This is a genomic window from Pseudomonas sp. SWRI99, assembly GCF_014270125.1.
In the GTDB taxonomy this organism is placed as follows: domain Bacteria; phylum Pseudomonadota; class Gammaproteobacteria; order Pseudomonadales; family Pseudomonadaceae; genus Aquipseudomonas; species Aquipseudomonas hamedanensis.
The window spans coordinates 20,056-36,514 of sequence record NZ_JABWQR010000012.1 but is presented as its reverse complement, the minus strand read 5'-3'; the positions used below and the strand labels follow the sequence as shown (position 1 = coordinate 36,514).

Here is a 16,459-nt window from a genome sequence, read left to right as displayed (position 1 = left end):
GGGATGTCCGTGCTGCGCCCGGCGTGGTGGTTGTAGCGTCATCGGAGCATGCCAAGATGACTGCCATGAATAATCACAACGATTTGACTCCGGCGCCGGTGCTGCGTTTTGGCCCGTATGCCTTTCATGTGCGCCAGCGCCTGATTCTTCAGGGCGACCGGCCATTGCGCATGGGCGGGCGTGCGCTGGATATTTTGCAGGTGCTGGTCGAGCGTGCGGGGCAGGTGGTCAGCAAAGAGCAATTGATCGCGCGGGTGTGGCCAACCTCCGTGGTCGAGGAGATCAACCTGCGGGTGCACATCGCAGCGCTGCGGCGTGCACTGGACGACGGCGGTAATGGTCAGCGTTACATCGCCAACGTCCCGCAATGCGGTTACAGCTTTATCGCCCCGGTGACGTCGGACGAAGCTGAAGCGCCGCTGGCACCTGTCGCCGCGCTAACGCATCAACACAATCTACCGGCACGACTGACGCCAGTCAGCGGGCGCGATGCACTGATCGGTAGTCTGGTTCGTCAGATGCCTGTGTGCCGGTTGATGACGATTACCGGTGCGCCGGGTGTCGGAAAAACTACCGTGGCATTGCGCGTAGCGGAATTGCTGCTGCAGTACTTTCGCGATGGCGTCTGGTGGGTCGACCTTGCCGATCTCGAGGAGAACGCGTCGCTGCTCGACCACCTGCTGCACAGTCTCGCGACTGACCTTTGCACTCTGAACGGTCGCCACGCCTTGCTGGTACTGGATAACTGCGACCACGTTCGCGGTGGCTGTGCGGCGCTGGTCGAAACCCTTCTGCAAGCCGCGCCTCGTCTGGCCATCCTGACCACCAGCCGGGAAGCCTTGGGCGTTGAATCAGAGACTGTTCATTGCGTGTCGCTGCTGGCGATTCCCAAGCGCTCGACACTGGAAACCGTTGAAGAAGCCATGGGCTATCCGGCGGTGCAGTTGTTCGTCAGCCGTGCGCGGGCGCGGCAACATGGCTTCAGTTTGCGTAAACAGGATTTGCCCGGCGTACACGAAATCTGCCGTCAACTGGACGGCCTGCCGCTGGCGATCGAACTTGCGGCGTCGCAGATCGACGCGCTGGGCTTGATCGGGTTACAGGCACAGGTTGAAAACGGTCTGCAGTTGCTTGGCCAAGGCCGGCGCACTGCGGTGCCGCGCCATCAATCGATGGCTGCCGCCATCGATTGGAGCTATCGGTATCTGACGGCACTGGAACAGCGCGTGCTGCTGCGTCTCTCAGTGTTCAGCACGGGGTTTACGTTGGAGGCCGCACTGAGTGTGATCAGTTGCGCGGACCTGGCCGGCTCCAGGCTGACCGCGATAATCGAAGGCCTGGCGCGCAAATCGTTGCTTATTCAGCAACCCATCCGTGCAACGGTGCGCTATTGGATGCTCAATACCGTGCGCCGCTACGCTCGTGATCAGTTTGAGTGCAGCGACGAGAAGCTCGATCTGGAGCAGCGCCATGCGCGCTATCTCAGCCGTACGCGCAGCGCTTCAGGCCGGGCACTCGTCGTGGAGGCTGTCGAGTAGCAGGCGCACCTTGCGTAAGTCCGCAGTGGCATAGCCTTCGGTGAAGCGCTGATAAATCGGGGTCAATAAATCGAGTGCCTCGCGATGGCGGGACTGGCGTTGCCATAAGTGAGCGAGGTCTGTGGCACTGCGTAACTCCCACGCCAGTGCGCCCTGGATTTTGGCAACGCTCAGAGCGTGTTGCAGTGTTTGTTCGGCTTCCCGGGTTTGGGCGGTGTCTGTCAGGGACTCTTCGCGAGCAGGCTCGCTCACACAGACGGAATCTGCGCCCGACATAAGACCCTTGTGGGAGCGAGCCTGCTCGCAAAGGGGCCTTTCGAAACCCTTCAATAATGCAACCGCCCGAGCCCGCAATATCTCTGCCGAGCTCCATCCCGCATCGCCGTTGCGCGCCCGTTCCACCAGTGCGTCATCGACAAAACGCTCATCCAGCGTAACCATGACTTCCCGGATCAAACCGCTGCTTTGCGCTGACACAGGCGTGGCGTTATCAGGGTCGATCACCTGCGCGTAATGCCGGCCCCAATTGTTGAACAACAGCACCGAATGCTTCTGCGACTGTTCCAGCAACAACTGCAACAGGGCCCGGGCGTTCTGCCGGTCACCGTTGTAATGCGCAATCAGACAGCTGGCCAGCGCCAGGGTGTAGCAAATCGAGGTGCCATGGTTGATTTGCACGGCAATATCCAGCGCCTGCCGTGCGGTGCGCCACGCTTGCTCGGGCAAACCTTGCAGCCACAACACCCGCGCGAGCACCGTCAACGAGGCGACGCTCTGGTCGTACTGCACGCCAAAGCCATGGGTGAAGCGATTGAGGTGGCCGCTGTGCGCCATGCGCTGCAGCACTTGCTCGGCATGCACACGAGCCTGGGGCTGGTCGCCGGCATAATGCAGGGCCAGCACGCGCAAGCGATGTGTGCTCAGTGAAAGCAGTGGTTCGCCGTGCACGCCAATGCGGTCGAATTGCTCGCTTTGCGCCAATGCCGCGCGGTAGTGCCCGCAACTCAGATTGACCGCCATGTGCCCTGACACTGCACGCAGCTGCCCAGCGAGATCGCCGTGTGTCTCGGCCAACTGGCAGGCGTCGACGAAGGCCTCGATGGTTTGTGGTGTGCCGCCCCAAGTGTGGTAGCTGGCGCTGCCGAGCGCCAGTTTCAACCCGATTTGCAGGCGAGGGCAGGGCTCTGCTGTTTCCTCGAGCAGACTCAGCGCCCGGCGGACATAACGGCTGTAATCGCGCAGCAATGACAACTCCTGCCACAACGGTGCCGAAGCGGCTGCCAGTTGAATGCCCAGCTCATCCGGCCCCGGTCCGTTGAGGCTCCAATCCAGCGCCGCGCGTAAATCCTCCAGGCCCCGGGCATAGCGCTCCATCCACAACACGGTCGGGGTGTTGTCCCAATCCGCTTGTGCCTGCTGCATCAAGGTCAGGCAGCGTTCGGCGTGACGCTGGCGGGTTGCGCTGAGCTCGTCGGCCTGTTCGAGTTTTTCCAGGGCGTAATGGCGCGTGGTGTCGAGCAAGCGATAGAAAACATCTTCGTCGCCCACTTCTACGGCAAGCAGAGATTTCGCCACCAACTGCGTGACAGCGCTGAACACGGCGCCGGGATCGATCTGTTGGCCAATCACCACCGCGGCTGCAGAGGCGAGGGTGAAGCTGCCGCGGAAAATCCCCAGCCGGCGCAGACAGGTTTGCTCGCAGGGGTTGAGCAGGTTGAAACTCCAGTCCATCGTGGCGCGCAAGGTCAAATGGCGTTCGGCGCTACTGTGTTGTCCGGCCGACAGCGGCGGCAAACCTTCGCGCAACTGCTTGAGCAGGCCGTCCATGCCCAGTTCGCTGACCTGCGCGGCGGCAAGTTCCAGGGCCAGCGGAATACCGTCCAGGCGCTGGCAGATCTCGATCGCTTGCGGCAGTTCGGCGTGGCTCAGTTGAAAGCTTTCCCGGGCTGCCGTCGCTCGCTCGACAAACAATTGCAGCGCAGCAAAACCCAGCGCCCGGGCCGGATCCATCGGGGTCAACAAGGATGGGCAATCAAGCGATTCCAGGCGCTGCACGAACTCGCCCTCAGCGCGCAGACTCTCGCGGCTGGTCGCGAGGATATGCACCTTGGGCGCGCCGCGCAGAATCTCCTCGCTGAGCGACGCGACCGCATCGATCAGGTGCTCGCAGTTGTCGATTACCAGCAACATTTGCCGTTCCCGCAGGCCATCGACCAGACAAGCTTGCGCATCGCCGTCCGGTGCGGACAGATCGAGCAGCGTCGCCAGATGCGAGCCGATCAGCCCTGAATCGGCGATGGGCGCCAAATCCACCAGGCGGATGCCGTCGCGATAATGCCCGAGCAATTGTTCCGCCACACGCAGGGCCACCGTGGTTTTGCCGATCCCGCCGGGGCCGACCAGGGTGATGCAACGTTGGCGCGGCAACTGCGCAATCAAGTGATCGACCACGGCTTGGCGGCCGATCATCCGCGTACGCCGCAGCGGCAGGTTGTGTCTGGCGACGGCAACCGCAGGCTTTTGCTCGATGTTGTCGAGCACAATCGGGGCGACAAAGCTGTAGCCGCGCTGCGCCACGGTGACGATGTAGCGCTGCCCGTTCTGCCCGTCGCCGAGGGCCTTGCGCAGCGCCGCCATGTGCACGCGCAGGTTGATGTCTTCGACCACACTGTCCGGCCAGACCCCGGTCATCAATTGCTGCTTGCTGACCACTTCACCGGCATGCGCCAGCAAAATCAGGAGGATGTCCATCGCCCGCCGTCCCAGGCGCAAAGGCTGTTGGCCTTCAAGCAGCAATCGTTGCCCGGGATGTATCCGATAGGGGCCAAAAGCGATGGCCTGATTCGGGGGAAAACTCAACAGCGCGCTCCTGCGGTGATGCGGCGGACAGGTCGAACCAGTGCCTGGCGCAAGCGCAGGCCATCTGATCCGGGGTGTCCGGGCATAATCCTCAGGTTTGAGCATCAGTGCAACGGGTGGCGTAACGGCAGCAGTCAAAACACCGCAGGCAGCGCAGCGCTGCTTTTCAGCTTGCCCATGACCCGACAGCGCCAGGCAAACGGATTGATGCCTTCGCTGCGGGTGAACATATGGCAGAAATGCGCCTGATCGCAGAAGCCGCACTCCAGGCTGATCTGGGTCAGGCTCAGGTCGGTGTGCTGGATCAACAGCTTGGCCCGCGCCAGGCGCTGGGTGCGAATCCAGTCCTGTGGCGAGAGGCCGGTGCTGCACTTGAACGCGCGGGAGAAATGGCTGCGTGACAGTGAGCAGGCGCGGGCCAGCTCCGCCACTTCCAGGCTCTCGCCCAGGCGATCGAGGATCAGTTGTTTGACGTGGCGTTCGCGCTGCGGACTGAGTCCGCCACTCGCACTTTTATGCGGTTCGCAGGCAGGGGCGAGGGCGACGGTTTGCTGCAAATAAGCCATGGCCAAGGTCCGTGTCGGTGGGGAAGGCACGGTCAGCGCATTCCCTCAGGTCAAAAAAGCAACGCTGCGCAGAGGGCTTCATTGTTGGGTGAGGGCGTAAGGCTGACGAGTTAATCGTTGTTAATTCCATCGCCGAGGCCTGAACTGAGCACATCCCTGCAAGTCTGCGCCCGCCGAGTTGCGGCACGATCACAGCAAGGGTGGCCGCTGTCGGCCAGATCAAGGGGAGATCCAATGAAAGGCATGTTTAACGCAGCGACGGCCCTGGCGGTCGTTCTGGCCACATCCAGCGCCATGGCACAGGCGCCGCAGGTCGGCACCCAGGCACCGGGCTATTTCCGCCTGGCCGTGGGCGATTACGAAGTCACCGCGTTGTTCGACGGCTATAACGACTTGTCACCAAAGCTGTTGCAGGGCATGAGCCAAAGCCGGATTCGCGCGTTGCTCGCGCGCCGTTCGATTGAAACCCCGGGCGTGCAGACTGCGTTCAATGCCTTTCTGGTCAATACCGGCAAGCAACTGGTTTTGGTCGACACCGGTGCGGGGCAGTGCATTGGCGCCACGGCGGGGCAGCTTTCGGCCAACATGCAGGCCGCCGGTTACAAGCCTGAGCAGGTCGATGCGATTTTGCTGACGCACCTGCACCTCGATCACGTTTGCGGCCTGGTCGATGCGAAAAAGCAGCCGCTATTTGCCAACGCCACGGTGTACGCCGCCCAGGCAGAGGCCGATTACTGGCTTGATCCGGCGGCGTTGGCCAAGGCGCCGGCGGGTGCCGAAGCATTCTTCCAGATTGCCCAGGACTCCACGGCACCCTACGTTGCCGCCGGGCGCTTCAAGACGTTCGCTGCGGGGCAGTCGCCGCTGCCGGGGCTGGTCGAGGCGACGCTTGAGGCCGGACACACGCCGGGCAGCACGACCTATCGTTTTACCTCGCAGCAGCAGAGCATCGTGTTCATGGGCGATCTGGTGCACAACCTCGCCGTGCAGTTCCTCCATCCGGAGGTGTCGATCGGTTTTGACGTCAACAGTCAGCAGGCGATCAACAGTCGTCAGGCCGTGTTCAGCGCGGCCGCGACGAGCAAGACGTGGGTGACGGCGGCGCACTTGCCGTTTCCGGGGATTGGTCATATCGCCGCCGAAGGCAAGCACTTCCAATGGGTGCCGGTGGAATATGGCCCTTACAAACGCGCGGCCAAGGTGCCGTTGATCGAGTAAAGTGCACAGCGTCCCGCCTGCCTGAAACCGCTGACACCGATAAGGAAACCTCGCCCATGAACCGTAACGATCTGCGCCGCGTCGACATGAACCTGCTGGTGATTTTCGAAGCGCTGATGTTCGAAAAGAACCTGACTCGCGTCGCTGAAAAACTGTTCATGGGCCAGCCTGCGGTGAGCGCGGCGCTGGGGCGGTTACGCGATCTGTTCGATGATCCGTTGCTGCTGCGCAACGGTCGCGGCATGGAACCGACCGCGCGGGCGCTGGCGATTCTCAAGGAGCTGCAACCGGCGATGGACGTGATTTCCGGTGCGGTCAGCCGGGCCAAGGAATTCGAACCGGCGAGCAGTTGCGACGTGTTCCGCATCGGTTTGTCGGATGACGCCGAGTTCGGCCTGTTTCCGCCATTGCTGCGCCAGCTCCAGCAAGAGGCGCCGGGAATTGTCGTGGTGGTGCGCCGCGCCAACTATCTGTTGATGCCGGCGCTGTTGGCCTCGGGGGAAATTTCCGTGGGCGTCAGCTACACCACGGATCTGCCGGCCAATGCCAAGCGCAAAAAGCTGCGCGATATTCCCTGCAAGGTGTTGCGCGGCGACGACCGTCCGGGGCCGCTGACGCTGGACGAATATTGCGAGCGTCCGCATGCGATGGTGTCGTTCTCCGGCGACCTGAGCGGCAATATCGACATGGACCTGGCGAAGATCGGCCGCTGCCGCCGCGTCGTGCTGGGCGTGCCGCAGTTCAGCGGCTTGCGCGCCTTGCTCGCTGGCACCGAGATGATTGCCACCGTTCCGGATTACGCCGCTTGCGCCCTGGTTGAAGGCTGCGCCTTGCGCGCCGAAGACCCACCGTTTCCGATCGATGCCGCGCAATTGTCGATGGCCTGGAGCGGGGTGCATGACAACGATCCGGCAGAAAAATGGCTGCGCTCGCGGATCAGCCAGTTCATGGCCGCGCCGATGGATATCCCCACGATCTAAGTCCCGCACCGAGTTACTGATCGTTCCCATGCTATGCGTGGGAATGCCTCAACGGACGCTCCGCGTTCGGCTCTGGAAGGGACGCGGAGCGTCCCGGGCTGCATTCCCACGCAGAGCGTGGGAACGATCAATCCCGGTCCACCGCAGAACTAAGCACACCCATCCAATTTCTCGCGCCGCGGCCTTGGCATGATCCCCTCAATGACATTCAAAGGGTCGGGTCATGATTGCTTCGAGGGATGAACAGGCGCGCGACGTCGGGTTGCTGTTCCTGCGGGTCAGCGGCGGGTTGTTTCTGTTGTGGGTGCACGGCTTGCCCAAGCTGCTGGACTTCGCGGCGCAACTGCAACTGATCGAAGACCCGTTTCACCTCGGTGCGCACCTCACCCTGATTCTGGCGATCTTCGCCGAAGTCCTCTGTCCGCTGCTGATCGTTGCCGGGGTTCTGGCGCGTCTGGCCTGCTTGCCTATTCTCTTTGTGCTGCTGGTTGCGTTGTTGGTTGTGCATCCGCAATGGAGTGTGGCCGAAGGGCAGTTCGGCTGGCTGCTGTTGATCCTCTTCACCACTGTGTTGATCGCCGGGCCCGGACGGCTGGCGATTCCTGTTCGTTTGCCCGGAGTGCTGCGTTATGCCTGAAGTCCTGAATCAACAAGCACCGGGGGCCGATGAGACTGTCACGTTGATCATCAAACACTCGGTCAAGGCCGGTTTCGAGTCGGCCTATGAAGCGTGGTTGCGCAATATCGTGCGCGTGGCCGGCCAGCGCGAAGGGCATCTGGGCGTGGACGTGGTGCGCGGCAAGCGCGGGCGTCTGGATTTTTACACCTGCGTGCTGCGCTTCAGCTCCACCGAAGCGATGCAAGGCTGGCTGCAATCGTCTGAGCGTCAGGCACTGGTCGCCGAAGCCGCGCCGATGCTGGCTGACGGTGATCAGACCGAAGTCGCGCCGGTCAATGAATTCTGGTTCACCCCGCTGGCCGAAGCCGGCTCGCCACCGCCGCGCTGGAAGCAGGCTGTCGTCACCCTGCTGGTGATTCTGCCGCATACCTTGCTGGTGCCGCTGATCTGGGGACCGTTGCTGGCGCTGCATCCGCTGCTGTCCAACTACGTGGTCGCGACGTTCCTGATCACCCTGACCATCGTGCTTTCGGTGGTCTACGTGGTGATGCCGCCAGTCACGCGTTTGTTCACCCCATGGCTGGAAGCCAGCCAGGCCCATGAACACCTCGATTCCCAAGAAACCTCGCCGCGTTGAGCGTGAGGTTTGCTGACTTTTACTTTTGCTTGAGGAACTGCGATGAGCGCCGATCTGATTTTATTCAATGGCCAATTTCATACCGTAGATCGCGAAAAACCACTGGCCAGCGCCGTGGCGATCAAGGACGGGCGCTTCGTCGCCGTCGGTAACGATGCCGAGGCCATGGCCCTCAAAGGCAGCGCCACGCAGGTGGTCGACATGAAAGGCCGCTGCGTCATTCCCGGCCTCAACGACTCGCACTTGCACCTGATTCGTGGCGGCTTGAACTACAACCTCGAACTGCGCTGGGAAGGCGTGCCGTCGCTGGCCGATGCACTGCGCATGCTCAAGGATCAGGCCGATCGCACACCGACGCCGCAGTGGGTGCGCGTGGTCGGTGGCTGGAACGAATTCCAGTTCGCCGAGAAACGCATGCCGACCCTTGAAGAAATCAACCAGGCCGCGCCGGACACCCCGGTGTTCATCCTGCACCTGTATGACCGCGCCTTGCTCAACCGCGCTGCTTTGCGCGTGGCCGGCTACACCCGCGACACGCCGAACCCGCCGGGCGGTGAGATCGTTCGCGACAGTAACGGCAACCCGACCGGCATGCTGGTTGCGCGGCCGAACGCGATGATTCTCTACTCGACCCTGGCCAAGGGGCCGAAGCTGCCGCTGGAATACCAGGTCAACTCGACCCGCCAGTTCATGCGCGAACTCAATCGCCTCGGCCTGACCAGTGCGATCGATGCCGGCGGTGGTTTCCAGAACTACCCGGACGATTACCAAGTGATCGAGCAACTGGCCAAAGACGACCAGTTGACCGTACGCATCGCCTACAACCTGTTCACCCAGAAGCCAAAAGAAGAGCTGACCGATTTCCAGAACTGGACCGGCAGCGTCAAGTTGCACCAGGGCGACGACTTCCTGCGCCACAACGGCGCGGGCGAGATGCTGGTGTTCTCCGCCGCCGACTTCGAAGACTTCCTCGAACCGCGCCCGGACCTGCCGCAGACCATGGAGCAAGAGCTGGAGCCGGTGGTGCGTCACCTGGTCGAGCAACGCTGGCCGTTCCGTCTGCACGCCACGTACAACGAATCGATCAGCCGCATGCTCGACGTGTTCGAGAAGGTCAACCGTGACATTCCGTTCAACGGCTTGCCATGGTTCTTCGACCACGCCGAAACCATCACCCCGCAAAACATCGAGCGGGTGAAAGCGCTGGGCGGCGGCATCGCGATTCAGGACCGCATGGCGTTCCAGGGCGAATACTTCGTCGATCGTTACGGCAAGCAAGCCGCCGAAGCCACGCCGCCGATCAAGCGCATGCTTGCCGAAGGCGTGCCGGTCGGCGCCGGCACCGACGCGACCCGCGTCTCCAGCTACAACCCGTGGACTTCGCTGTACTGGATGGTCAGCGGCCGCACCGTCGGCGGTCTGGCCCTGTACGAAGAAGGTTTGCCACGCGCCACCGCGCTGGAGTTGTTCACCCACGGCAGCGCCTGGTTCTCCTCGGAGCAGGGCAAGAAGGGCCAGATCCGCGTCGGCCAACTGGCAGATATGGCGGCGCTGAGCGCGGACTTCTTCAGCGTTGAGGAAGAAGCGATCAAGTGGATCGAATCGGTCATGACTGTGGTGGGCGGCAAGATCGTTTACGCCGCGGGTGACTTCGAAGACCTTGGCCCGCGCTCGATTCCGGTGCTGCCGGATTGGTCGCCGGTGGTCAAGGTCCCGGGCCACTGGCGCCCGAACTCGCCGCTGCAGGCGCAGGTTCATCAGTGCAGCGGGCCGTGCGCCGTGCACACCCACAGCCATGAAAAGGCGCGGATGTCGAACGCGCCGGTCAGCGACTTCGCTGGTTTCTGGGGCGCGTTCGGCTGTTCCTGCTTCGCATTCTGAGTTTGAAAAAAGCGTCGGCCAGCGGGGTCGGCGCTTCCCGCAACAACCATCCCTCCAGGAGTTTTGCCATGAGCGTTCCTTACAAGCGTTTGAACAAAGATGATGCCGTCGTACTGCTGGTCGATCACCAGACCGGTCTGATCTCGCTGGTCCAGGATTTCTCGCCGAACGAGTTCAAGAATAACGTGCTGGCACTGGGCGACATCGCCAAGTTCTTCAAGCTGCCAACCATTCTGACCACCAGCTTCGATGCCGGTCCCAACGGCCCGATCGTGCCTGAGTTGCTCGAGCAATTCCCGGACGCACCGTTCATTCAGCGTCCAGGCCAGATCAATGCCTGGGACAACGAAGACTTCGTCAAAGCGATCAAGGCCACCGGCCGCAAGCAACTGATCATCGCTGGCGTAGTGACTGATGTCTGCGTGGCATTCCCGACCCTGTCGGCGATTGCTGAAGGCTTCGAAGTGTTTGTGGTGACTGACTCGTCGGGCACCTTCAACACCACCGTGCAGCAAGCGGCGTGGGCGCGGATGTCGGCTGCCGGTGCACATTTGATGAACTGGTTCGCCGTGGCGTGCGAGCTGCAGGTCGACTGGCGCAACGACATGGAAGGTCTGGCGCATCTGCTGTCCGAGCGTCTGCCTAACTATCGCAACCTGATCAACAGCTATACCAAGTTCACCGCCAAGTAATAAGTTGAACTGAAAGTGCCCGCTCGTTTGCGGGCATTCTCAGTGCAACTGAACGAGGGGCAGCCAACGATCCCCTGTGGCGAGGGAGCTTGCTCCCGCTTGAGTGCGCAGCACTCACAAAATCTTCGCGGCATGGACGATGTTGGGGCTGCTGCGCAACCCGGCGGGAGCAAGCTCCCTCGCCACAGGTTTTGGCGTTTGCAAAGGGGTGGGTTAGCGTTTTTGCAGCCACCCCAAAAAACCGCCTTTCTTCACCGCCACCGGTTTGGCCATCAACGCGAGGCGACTGTTCTGCTGACGCACCGCCTGCAACTTGTTCAAGGCCCGGCCGACTTCGCTGCGCTTGTCCATGCACTCACGGGTCAACTGTTTGTCGAGGCGATAGATGATGCTCGACGTCAGCGCCGTGAACGTCGCCTGCGACGGTGTATCGGCAAGAATGCTTTGCTCACCCATGACTTCGCTCGGGCCCATGCGCCCGGCCTCGGTCTGGTCGTTACCGTCCGGCACCGTCGCGCTGACCACACCCGTGGCAATCACGAACAGGCTATCCGGCACCTCGTCCAGACCCAGCACCACCTGGCCCGCCGTGTACTGCTGCGCAACCATCGATTCGGCGAGGCGATCGCGTTCTTCGCTGCTCAACGAACGGAAAATCTTCACTTCATCCAGCAACGCGCGGGCGCGGCTCGACGGTTCGATGACGCCGTCGGGATGCCGCGAAATCCCCGCCGCTTCGAGATGACGGTGGGCGAGGTCGAACAGCTGATTGCGCACTTCGCTTTTCTTGCCCAGCTCGGCGATAAAACCGCTGGCAACGTACTCGGACATGGTTTCGCCGGCTTCTTTGAGCACCGCTTTCGGCGCGGGGCTGAGCAACAACGAACTGCTGCCCTGCAAGGTCCGATCAAGGGCATCGAGCACCCGACGCGGACGGATATGGTTCGGCACCTGGATGCTGATCGACACACCGTGCATGTTGCTCGGCCGGCTGAGGTTGACGATCTTCGCCTTGGCCGCCACCGAGTTCGGTACCACGGCCATGGTCCCGGCGCTGGTCAGCAGGTGGGTGGCGCGCCAATCGATATCGAAGACCTTGCCTTCGACGCCATCGATCATCACCAGATCATCGACCTGATAGGGCTTGGTGGTGTTGAGGACGATGCCGGAAAACACATCGGCCAAGGTGCTTTGCAGCGCCAGACCGACAACGATCGCGACCACCCCGGACGTTGCCAGCAGCCCTTTGACCGGCAGTTCCAGCACGTAGCCGGCCGCCGCGACAATCGCGACCAGAAACACCAGCGCGCCGATGACATCCTGCAGCAAGCGACCGCTGTGACCGATGCGGCGCATCAGCGCAAGGCCGATCACTTCGGTCAGCACCCTTGCGGCGTACAGCCACCAGAGAATCCCCAACGCCGTCGCGCCCAGTTGTGCCACGCGATCATCGGCGAACAGCGGTGCCTGCAACGGGCTGACACCGGCGTTGATCACCAGCGCGCTGAATGCCAGAAACAGTGCCAGACGCACGCCGACTCTGGGGGCACGGTGGGTGAAGGGCGAGAAGTGCCAGAGTGCGGCGTCAAGCAGGAGCAACACGGCGCTCCAGGACAGCAGGTGGGTGAGGAAGAAGGACATGACAATCTCCGGCGTTACATAAGTATTGGCGAATGGCATTTGTGGCGAGGGAGCTTGCTCCCGCCGGGTTGCGCAGCAGCCCCAAAGTCATCCATGCCGCGAAGATTTTGTGAGTGCTGCGCCCTCAAGCGGGAGCAAGCTCCCTCGCCACAGGGCGTCGCCTCAGTTCAGATGAGTCTTCAGTTCCGCCGCCGCCTGACGCACCGCCGCTTTCACTTCGGGAATCTGGCTCAGCGGATTGAGCAGGCCAAAGTCATGAATCATCCCGTTGTAGCGCACCGAGGTCACCGGTACGCCAGCGGCATCCAGATGCCGCGCGTAGCCTTCGCCCTCGTCGCGCAGCACGTCGAACTCGGCGGTCTGCACCAGCGCGGCGGGCAGGCCCTTGAGCTGTTCGGTAGTGGCGTTGAGTGGCGAGGCATGGATCTGTGCACGCTCGGCCGGGTGGGTGGTGTAGTTGTCCCAGAACCATTGCATCATGCCCTTGGTGAGGAAGTGACCCTCGGCAAATTGCTGGTACGAGCCGTCATCGAATTGCGCGTTGGTCACCGGCCACATCAACAGCTGGAAACGCAGCGCCGGAGCTTTCTGCTCCTTGGCCATCAACGCCACGACCGCCGCCATGTTGCCGCCGACGCTGTTGCCGGCTACCGCCAGACGCTTACCGTCGACACCGATCTCCTTGCCGTGCTCGGCCACCCATTTTGTCGCGGCGTAAGCCTGGTTGATCGCGGTCGGGTACTGCGCTTCCGGCGACGGCGTGTAATCGACATACACCGCAACAGCGCCCGAGCCGACCACCAGATCACGAATCAAACGCTGGTGCGTCGGGAAATCCCCCAGCACCCAGCCGCCGCCATGGAAAAACATGAACACCGGCAATTCGCCTTTGACCTTGGCCGGGCGCACCACTTTCAGATTGATCGTCTGGCCATCAACCTGGATCGCCTTGTCGCTGACTTCCACGCCGGAGAGATCAACCTTCACCGAAGCCTGCGCACCGGTCAGCACTGCACGGGCGTCTTTCGGGCTCAGTTGCTCCAGCGGGCGGCCACCGCCGGCGGCGAGGGCATCAAGGAACGCTTGAGTGTTGTGTTCCACGCCAGGGCTGCCGGCGGCAAAGGCGCTGCTGACGGACAGAGCGAGGAGGGACGCGGCGAGGGTTTTCTTGATGTTCATGTTCAATTCCATTTTTAGATGTGATGCAGGAGCTGCCGAAGGCTGCGATCTGATCGTTCCCACGCTCTGCGTGGGAATGCAGCCGGGGACGCTCCGCGTCCCGACGATCAGATGGCAGCCTTCGGCAGCGCCTACCTGTTCAGGGTTGTTTTCAAACCGTGAGCACAGATTAATGGGCTGCTGGAAAGCGAAAAAGCGGCTATAAAGCGTTTAACTGTCCACCAGAGAGCGACAATGAACCCGTTCGAAGACATGCGTATTTTTTGCCAGGTCATGGACTCCGGCAGCTTTACCTCCGCAGCCGACCAGTTGGGTCTGTCCAAGCAATTCGTCAGCCGTCGCTTGATGCAACTGGAAGAACGCCTCGGTGTGCGTTTATTGAACCGCTCGACACGTCGCCTCGACGTCACGCCGCTGGGGCAGAGCTATTACGAGTCGGCGCTGCGTTTGCTTGGCGAGGTGGAACAGGTCGAGCAGGGCATCGCCGGCGAAACCGCCGAGCCACGCGGGACAATTCGCCTGAGCGCGCCGCTGTCGTTTGCCGTCGCGCACCTGGGTTGCCTGTTGCCGTTGTTCTTGCAGCGTTACCGCGAGGTCACCGTCGAGGTGGACCTGAGCGACCGACCGGTCGACCTGCTTGGCGAGGGCTACGACCTGGCCCTGCGCATCGGTGTGCTGGAAGACTCGACGCTGATCGCTCGGCGCCTCGCCAGCATCGAGCGGGTCTATTGCGCCAGCCCGGCGTACCTCGCCGAACGCGGTACACCGCTCAAGCCTGAAGACTTGCACAGCCACGACTGCCTGCCTTACGGCCATGGGCGCTCGGTGCAATGGCGCTTTAACGAAGGGCCGGGCAAACCGGTGCTGGTCAACGTCACCGGACGCATGCGCGTGAACAATGGCGAACTGCTGCGGGACGCGGCGGTGCAGGGGATGGGGATTACCTATCTGCCGACGTTCATCCTCGGCGCGGCGCTGAAAGACGGACGGCTGGTGCCAGTGCTGGATGATTTGCGCCCGGAACCGCTGACCCTGTCGGCGGTTTATCCGCAGCATCGTCAGGCCTCAAGGCCGGTGCAGGCGCTGGTGGAGTTTCTGCGTGAACAGCTTAATCAGAGCCATGTGAATCTTTGATCCTGCGGCTTCTCAGGCAAGCGGTGTGTTATCGAACGAGCGAACATCACACCGTTTTTTCCAGCGACGCCGTTATGGATATTCCTGTCGAGTATGCAAAACGCTCAGAATCTCGATTCGGTCCGTCACCTCATAAATCACCACGTAATTAGGATGTACAACGATTTCCCGAGTGCCGGGAGATCGACCTTTACGGTAGAGGCGGGGATGAACAGAGAGTGAGGTTGTGGATTCTTCAATGGATTTCGAGAGACTCACTGCGGCTGCAAAGTTTCTCTCGCCAATGTATCTGAGGATGTTCGATAGATCGGCCTGGCTTCGGGCCGCCATTTAATCTGCATCGGCCTTTTTTCGCATGGACTCGATCAACGCATGCATTTGCGCCATCACTTCGTCATGCGCGAAGCTCGGACGTGGGTCATCTCTTGACGCCTGCACTTTGGCTCGCAGCCAGCGATCATGACTGGCAGCCTGCTCTTCGCTTTCAAACTCTGAATCAGCGGGGAAGATTTTGCTGTCCATAGTGCCTCCGGGATCAATGCCTGGCAGTCTATTCGGTACAGGGATTGCTGTCGTCGTTGTCTGGATGAATTGCATCTTGGTCGAGCTCCATGAATATCTGTAGTTCGACAAATCCTAGTCTGAGCGCTTCCGACGGCCAACCGACGGGAGATGTAGGAAAACGGTTCGGGTTTCCCGTGTGCCTTCCTTTTTCTGTAGGACTCGCTGTTTCGCGCCGTGTGGCGGACTTACAACATTGCAACAACCGCCACCCCGCGTCTGTTCTAGACTCATGCTGCTCAATCACCCGCTATCCGCAATATCGAGGAGTCAACTGACATGGCCACGGCAACGAAACCCCGATCCGTGACCGCCCATGTACCGGTGCAACTGGCCGAGAAGGTCGATCTGATAGCCGAACGTCTGGAACGCTCGCACAGCTGTATTGTGAAGCAGGCATCGAGCGCCTGGATTGATCAAGAGGAAGAGCGCAGCCGTTTGACGCATGAAGCCTTGGCTGACGTGGACGCCGGGCGCGTCATTGATCATCAATCAGTGCAGATATGGGTCGACAGCTTGAGTTGCGATACGCCTCGCAAGACACCACTTTGAAATGGAGGCGAAGTGGGCGAGAAGGACTTTCCGATCTGAGCACGTAGCCGATCGCGCGAAGGAACTCTTCGCTGTCTCCGTCTGCTAGCACCTGAGACAGGTATTCGCTGATGGCTTCGTCACTGTCCAGCAGCGCGACCATGTCGAAATTCGTCAAAGTCTGGCTCATGGTTAAACCTCCTTTGCCATTTTTTGTGCGCGTCGGATGTCTGCGCTTTGTGAGGATTTGTCGTTTCCGCGGTTGCGTAGCTGGTCGACTATAAGCAGGTAGCCACGGATAAACAGTCGGCCAAGTCTTTACTGGATGTTGGAAGTGTCGTCAGTGGCTGTAGGCAAGAAGCCAATCGATTGTGAGAGTTGCGGTGCAGCTACTGGCCTCATCGCGAGCAGGCTCACTCCTAC

At 61.3% G+C, this 16,459-nt stretch carries 14 protein-coding genes and 2 pseudogenes; 9 read left to right on the top strand and 7 right to left on the bottom strand.

Features of this window, described 5'->3' with window-relative positions:
* The first annotated feature begins 65 nt into the window (after nucleotides 1-65).
* Entirely contained in the window at nucleotides 66-1,538 is a 1,473-nt protein-coding gene (locus tag HU743_RS11820) for a winged helix-turn-helix domain-containing protein (RefSeq protein WP_186648777.1), read from the top strand.
* Here the strand turns inward: HU743_RS11820 and HU743_RS11815 are convergent.
* Nucleotides 1,503-4,397 carry a winged helix-turn-helix domain-containing protein gene (locus tag HU743_RS11815; RefSeq protein WP_186648776.1) on the bottom strand — a complete coding sequence of 965 codons (2,895 nt, stop codon included), beginning with the start codon at nucleotides 4,395-4,397 and terminating at the stop codon, nucleotides 1,503-1,505. The genes HU743_RS11820 and HU743_RS11815 overlap by 36 nt on opposite strands.
* Nucleotides 4,398-4,531: 134 nt before the next feature.
* Nucleotides 4,532-4,963, bottom strand: coding sequence for an AraC family transcriptional regulator (locus HU743_RS11810; RefSeq protein ID WP_186648775.1), 432 nt, complete (start codon nucleotides 4,961-4,963; stop codon nucleotides 4,532-4,534).
* Nucleotides 4,964-5,206: 243 nt separating this feature from the next.
* On the opposite strand from HU743_RS11810, the gene HU743_RS11805 reads away from it, so the two are divergent.
* From HU743_RS11805 to ycaC, 6 genes are all read left to right on the top strand, one after another.
* Nucleotides 5,207-6,181: an MBL fold metallo-hydrolase gene (locus HU743_RS11805; RefSeq protein ID WP_238351733.1), complete on the top strand. Its 975-nt coding sequence runs from the start codon at nucleotides 5,207-5,209 to the stop codon at nucleotides 6,179-6,181.
* Nucleotides 6,182-6,237: 56 nt separating this feature from the next.
* Nucleotides 6,238-7,161: a LysR family transcriptional regulator gene (locus HU743_RS11800; protein ID WP_186648773.1), complete on the top strand. Its 924-nt coding sequence runs from the start codon at nucleotides 6,238-6,240 to the stop codon at nucleotides 7,159-7,161.
* 223 nt (nucleotides 7,162-7,384) lie between these two features.
* Nucleotides 7,385-7,798 (top strand): DoxX family protein, encoded by a 414-nt coding sequence (locus tag HU743_RS11795; protein WP_186648772.1) that lies wholly within the window; start codon nucleotides 7,385-7,387, stop codon nucleotides 7,796-7,798.
* Nucleotides 7,791-8,417: an antibiotic biosynthesis monooxygenase gene (locus tag HU743_RS11790; protein ID WP_186636229.1), complete on the top strand. Its 627-nt coding sequence runs from the start codon at nucleotides 7,791-7,793 to the stop codon at nucleotides 8,415-8,417. The genes HU743_RS11795 and HU743_RS11790 overlap by 8 nt, the downstream gene beginning before the upstream one ends.
* A gap of 42 nt (nucleotides 8,418-8,459) precedes the next feature.
* The gene (locus tag HU743_RS11785) at nucleotides 8,460-10,298 is read left to right on the top strand and encodes an amidohydrolase (protein ID WP_186552587.1); all 1,839 of its coding nucleotides are present in this window, start codon (nucleotides 8,460-8,462) and stop codon (nucleotides 10,296-10,298) included.
* Between the two features lie 68 nt (nucleotides 10,299-10,366).
* Nucleotides 10,367-10,990 carry an isochorismate family cysteine hydrolase YcaC gene (gene ycaC, locus HU743_RS11780; RefSeq protein ID WP_186648770.1) on the top strand — a complete coding sequence of 208 codons (624 nt, stop codon included), beginning with the start codon at nucleotides 10,367-10,369 and terminating at the stop codon, nucleotides 10,988-10,990.
* 213 nt (nucleotides 10,991-11,203) lie between these two features.
* Here the strand turns inward: ycaC and HU743_RS11775 are convergent, their stop codons facing one another.
* Together HU743_RS11775 and HU743_RS11770 are read right to left on the bottom strand one after the other, a co-directional pair.
* Nucleotides 11,204-12,631 carry a mechanosensitive ion channel family protein gene (locus HU743_RS11775; RefSeq protein ID WP_186648768.1) on the bottom strand — a complete coding sequence of 476 codons (1,428 nt, stop codon included), beginning with the start codon at nucleotides 12,629-12,631 and terminating at the stop codon, nucleotides 11,204-11,206.
* A gap of 162 nt (nucleotides 12,632-12,793) precedes the next feature.
* Entirely contained in the window at nucleotides 12,794-13,810 is a 1,017-nt protein-coding gene (locus tag HU743_RS11770; protein ID WP_186648767.1) for an alpha/beta hydrolase, read from the bottom strand.
* A gap of 234 nt (nucleotides 13,811-14,044) precedes the next feature.
* Between HU743_RS11770 and HU743_RS11765 the strand changes: the two genes are divergently transcribed.
* Nucleotides 14,045-14,944, top strand: coding sequence for a LysR family transcriptional regulator (locus HU743_RS11765; RefSeq protein WP_186648765.1), 900 nt, complete (start codon nucleotides 14,045-14,047; stop codon nucleotides 14,942-14,944).
* Between the two features lie 72 nt (nucleotides 14,945-15,016).
* On the opposite strand, the pseudogene HU743_RS11760 reads toward HU743_RS11765, so the two are convergent.
* A pseudogene (locus HU743_RS11760) lies at nucleotides 15,017-15,285 on the bottom strand (type II toxin-antitoxin system RelE/ParE family toxin).
* Nucleotides 15,275-15,466, bottom strand: a complete 192-nt coding sequence (locus tag HU743_RS11755; RefSeq protein ID WP_186552583.1) for an antitoxin — start codon at nucleotides 15,464-15,466, stop codon at nucleotides 15,275-15,277. Before HU743_RS11755 ends, HU743_RS11760 begins: the two are co-directional and overlap by 11 nt.
* A gap of 318 nt (nucleotides 15,467-15,784) precedes the next feature.
* Between HU743_RS11755 and HU743_RS11750 the strand changes: the two genes are divergently transcribed.
* Nucleotides 15,785-16,057 carry a ribbon-helix-helix protein, CopG family gene (locus HU743_RS11750; protein WP_186623204.1) on the top strand — a complete coding sequence of 91 codons (273 nt, stop codon included), beginning with the start codon at nucleotides 15,785-15,787 and terminating at the stop codon, nucleotides 16,055-16,057.
* A 31-nt stretch (nucleotides 16,058-16,088) separates the two neighbouring features.
* Here the strand turns inward: HU743_RS11750 and HU743_RS27180 are convergent.
* Nucleotides 16,089-16,226, bottom strand: a pseudogene (locus HU743_RS27180) (transcriptional regulator); the annotation flags it as partial.
* Nucleotides 16,227-16,459 lie beyond the last annotated feature (233 nt).

Coding starts and splice junctions, on each gene's coding strand:
- HU743_RS11820 (WP_186648777.1), top strand. CDS start 66: ATGAATAATCACAACGATTTGACTCCGGCGCCGGTGCTGCGTTTTGGC.
- HU743_RS11810 (WP_186648775.1), bottom strand. CDS start 4,963: ATGGCTTATTTGCAGCAAACCGTCGCCCTCGCCCCTGCCTGCGAACCG.
- HU743_RS11805 (WP_238351733.1), top strand. CDS start 5,207: ATGTTTAACGCAGCGACGGCCCTGGCGGTCGTTCTGGCCACATCCAGC.
- HU743_RS11800 (WP_186648773.1), top strand. CDS start 6,238: ATGAACCGTAACGATCTGCGCCGCGTCGACATGAACCTGCTGGTGATT.
- HU743_RS11795 (WP_186648772.1), top strand. CDS start 7,385: ATGATTGCTTCGAGGGATGAACAGGCGCGCGACGTCGGGTTGCTGTTC.
- HU743_RS11790 (WP_186636229.1), top strand. CDS start 7,791: ATGCCTGAAGTCCTGAATCAACAAGCACCGGGGGCCGATGAGACTGTC.
- HU743_RS11785 (WP_186552587.1), top strand. CDS start 8,460: ATGAGCGCCGATCTGATTTTATTCAATGGCCAATTTCATACCGTAGAT.
- ycaC (WP_186648770.1), top strand. CDS start 10,367: ATGAGCGTTCCTTACAAGCGTTTGAACAAAGATGATGCCGTCGTACTG.
- HU743_RS11775 (WP_186648768.1), bottom strand. CDS start 12,631: ATGTCCTTCTTCCTCACCCACCTGCTGTCCTGGAGCGCCGTGTTGCTC.
- HU743_RS11770 (WP_186648767.1), bottom strand. CDS start 13,810: ATGAACATCAAGAAAACCCTCGCCGCGTCCCTCCTCGCTCTGTCCGTC.
- HU743_RS11765 (WP_186648765.1), top strand. CDS start 14,045: ATGAACCCGTTCGAAGACATGCGTATTTTTTGCCAGGTCATGGACTCC.
- HU743_RS11755 (WP_186552583.1), bottom strand. CDS start 15,466: ATGGACAGCAAAATCTTCCCCGCTGATTCAGAGTTTGAAAGCGAAGAG.
- HU743_RS11750 (WP_186623204.1), top strand. CDS start 15,785: ATGGCCACGGCAACGAAACCCCGATCCGTGACCGCCCATGTACCGGTG.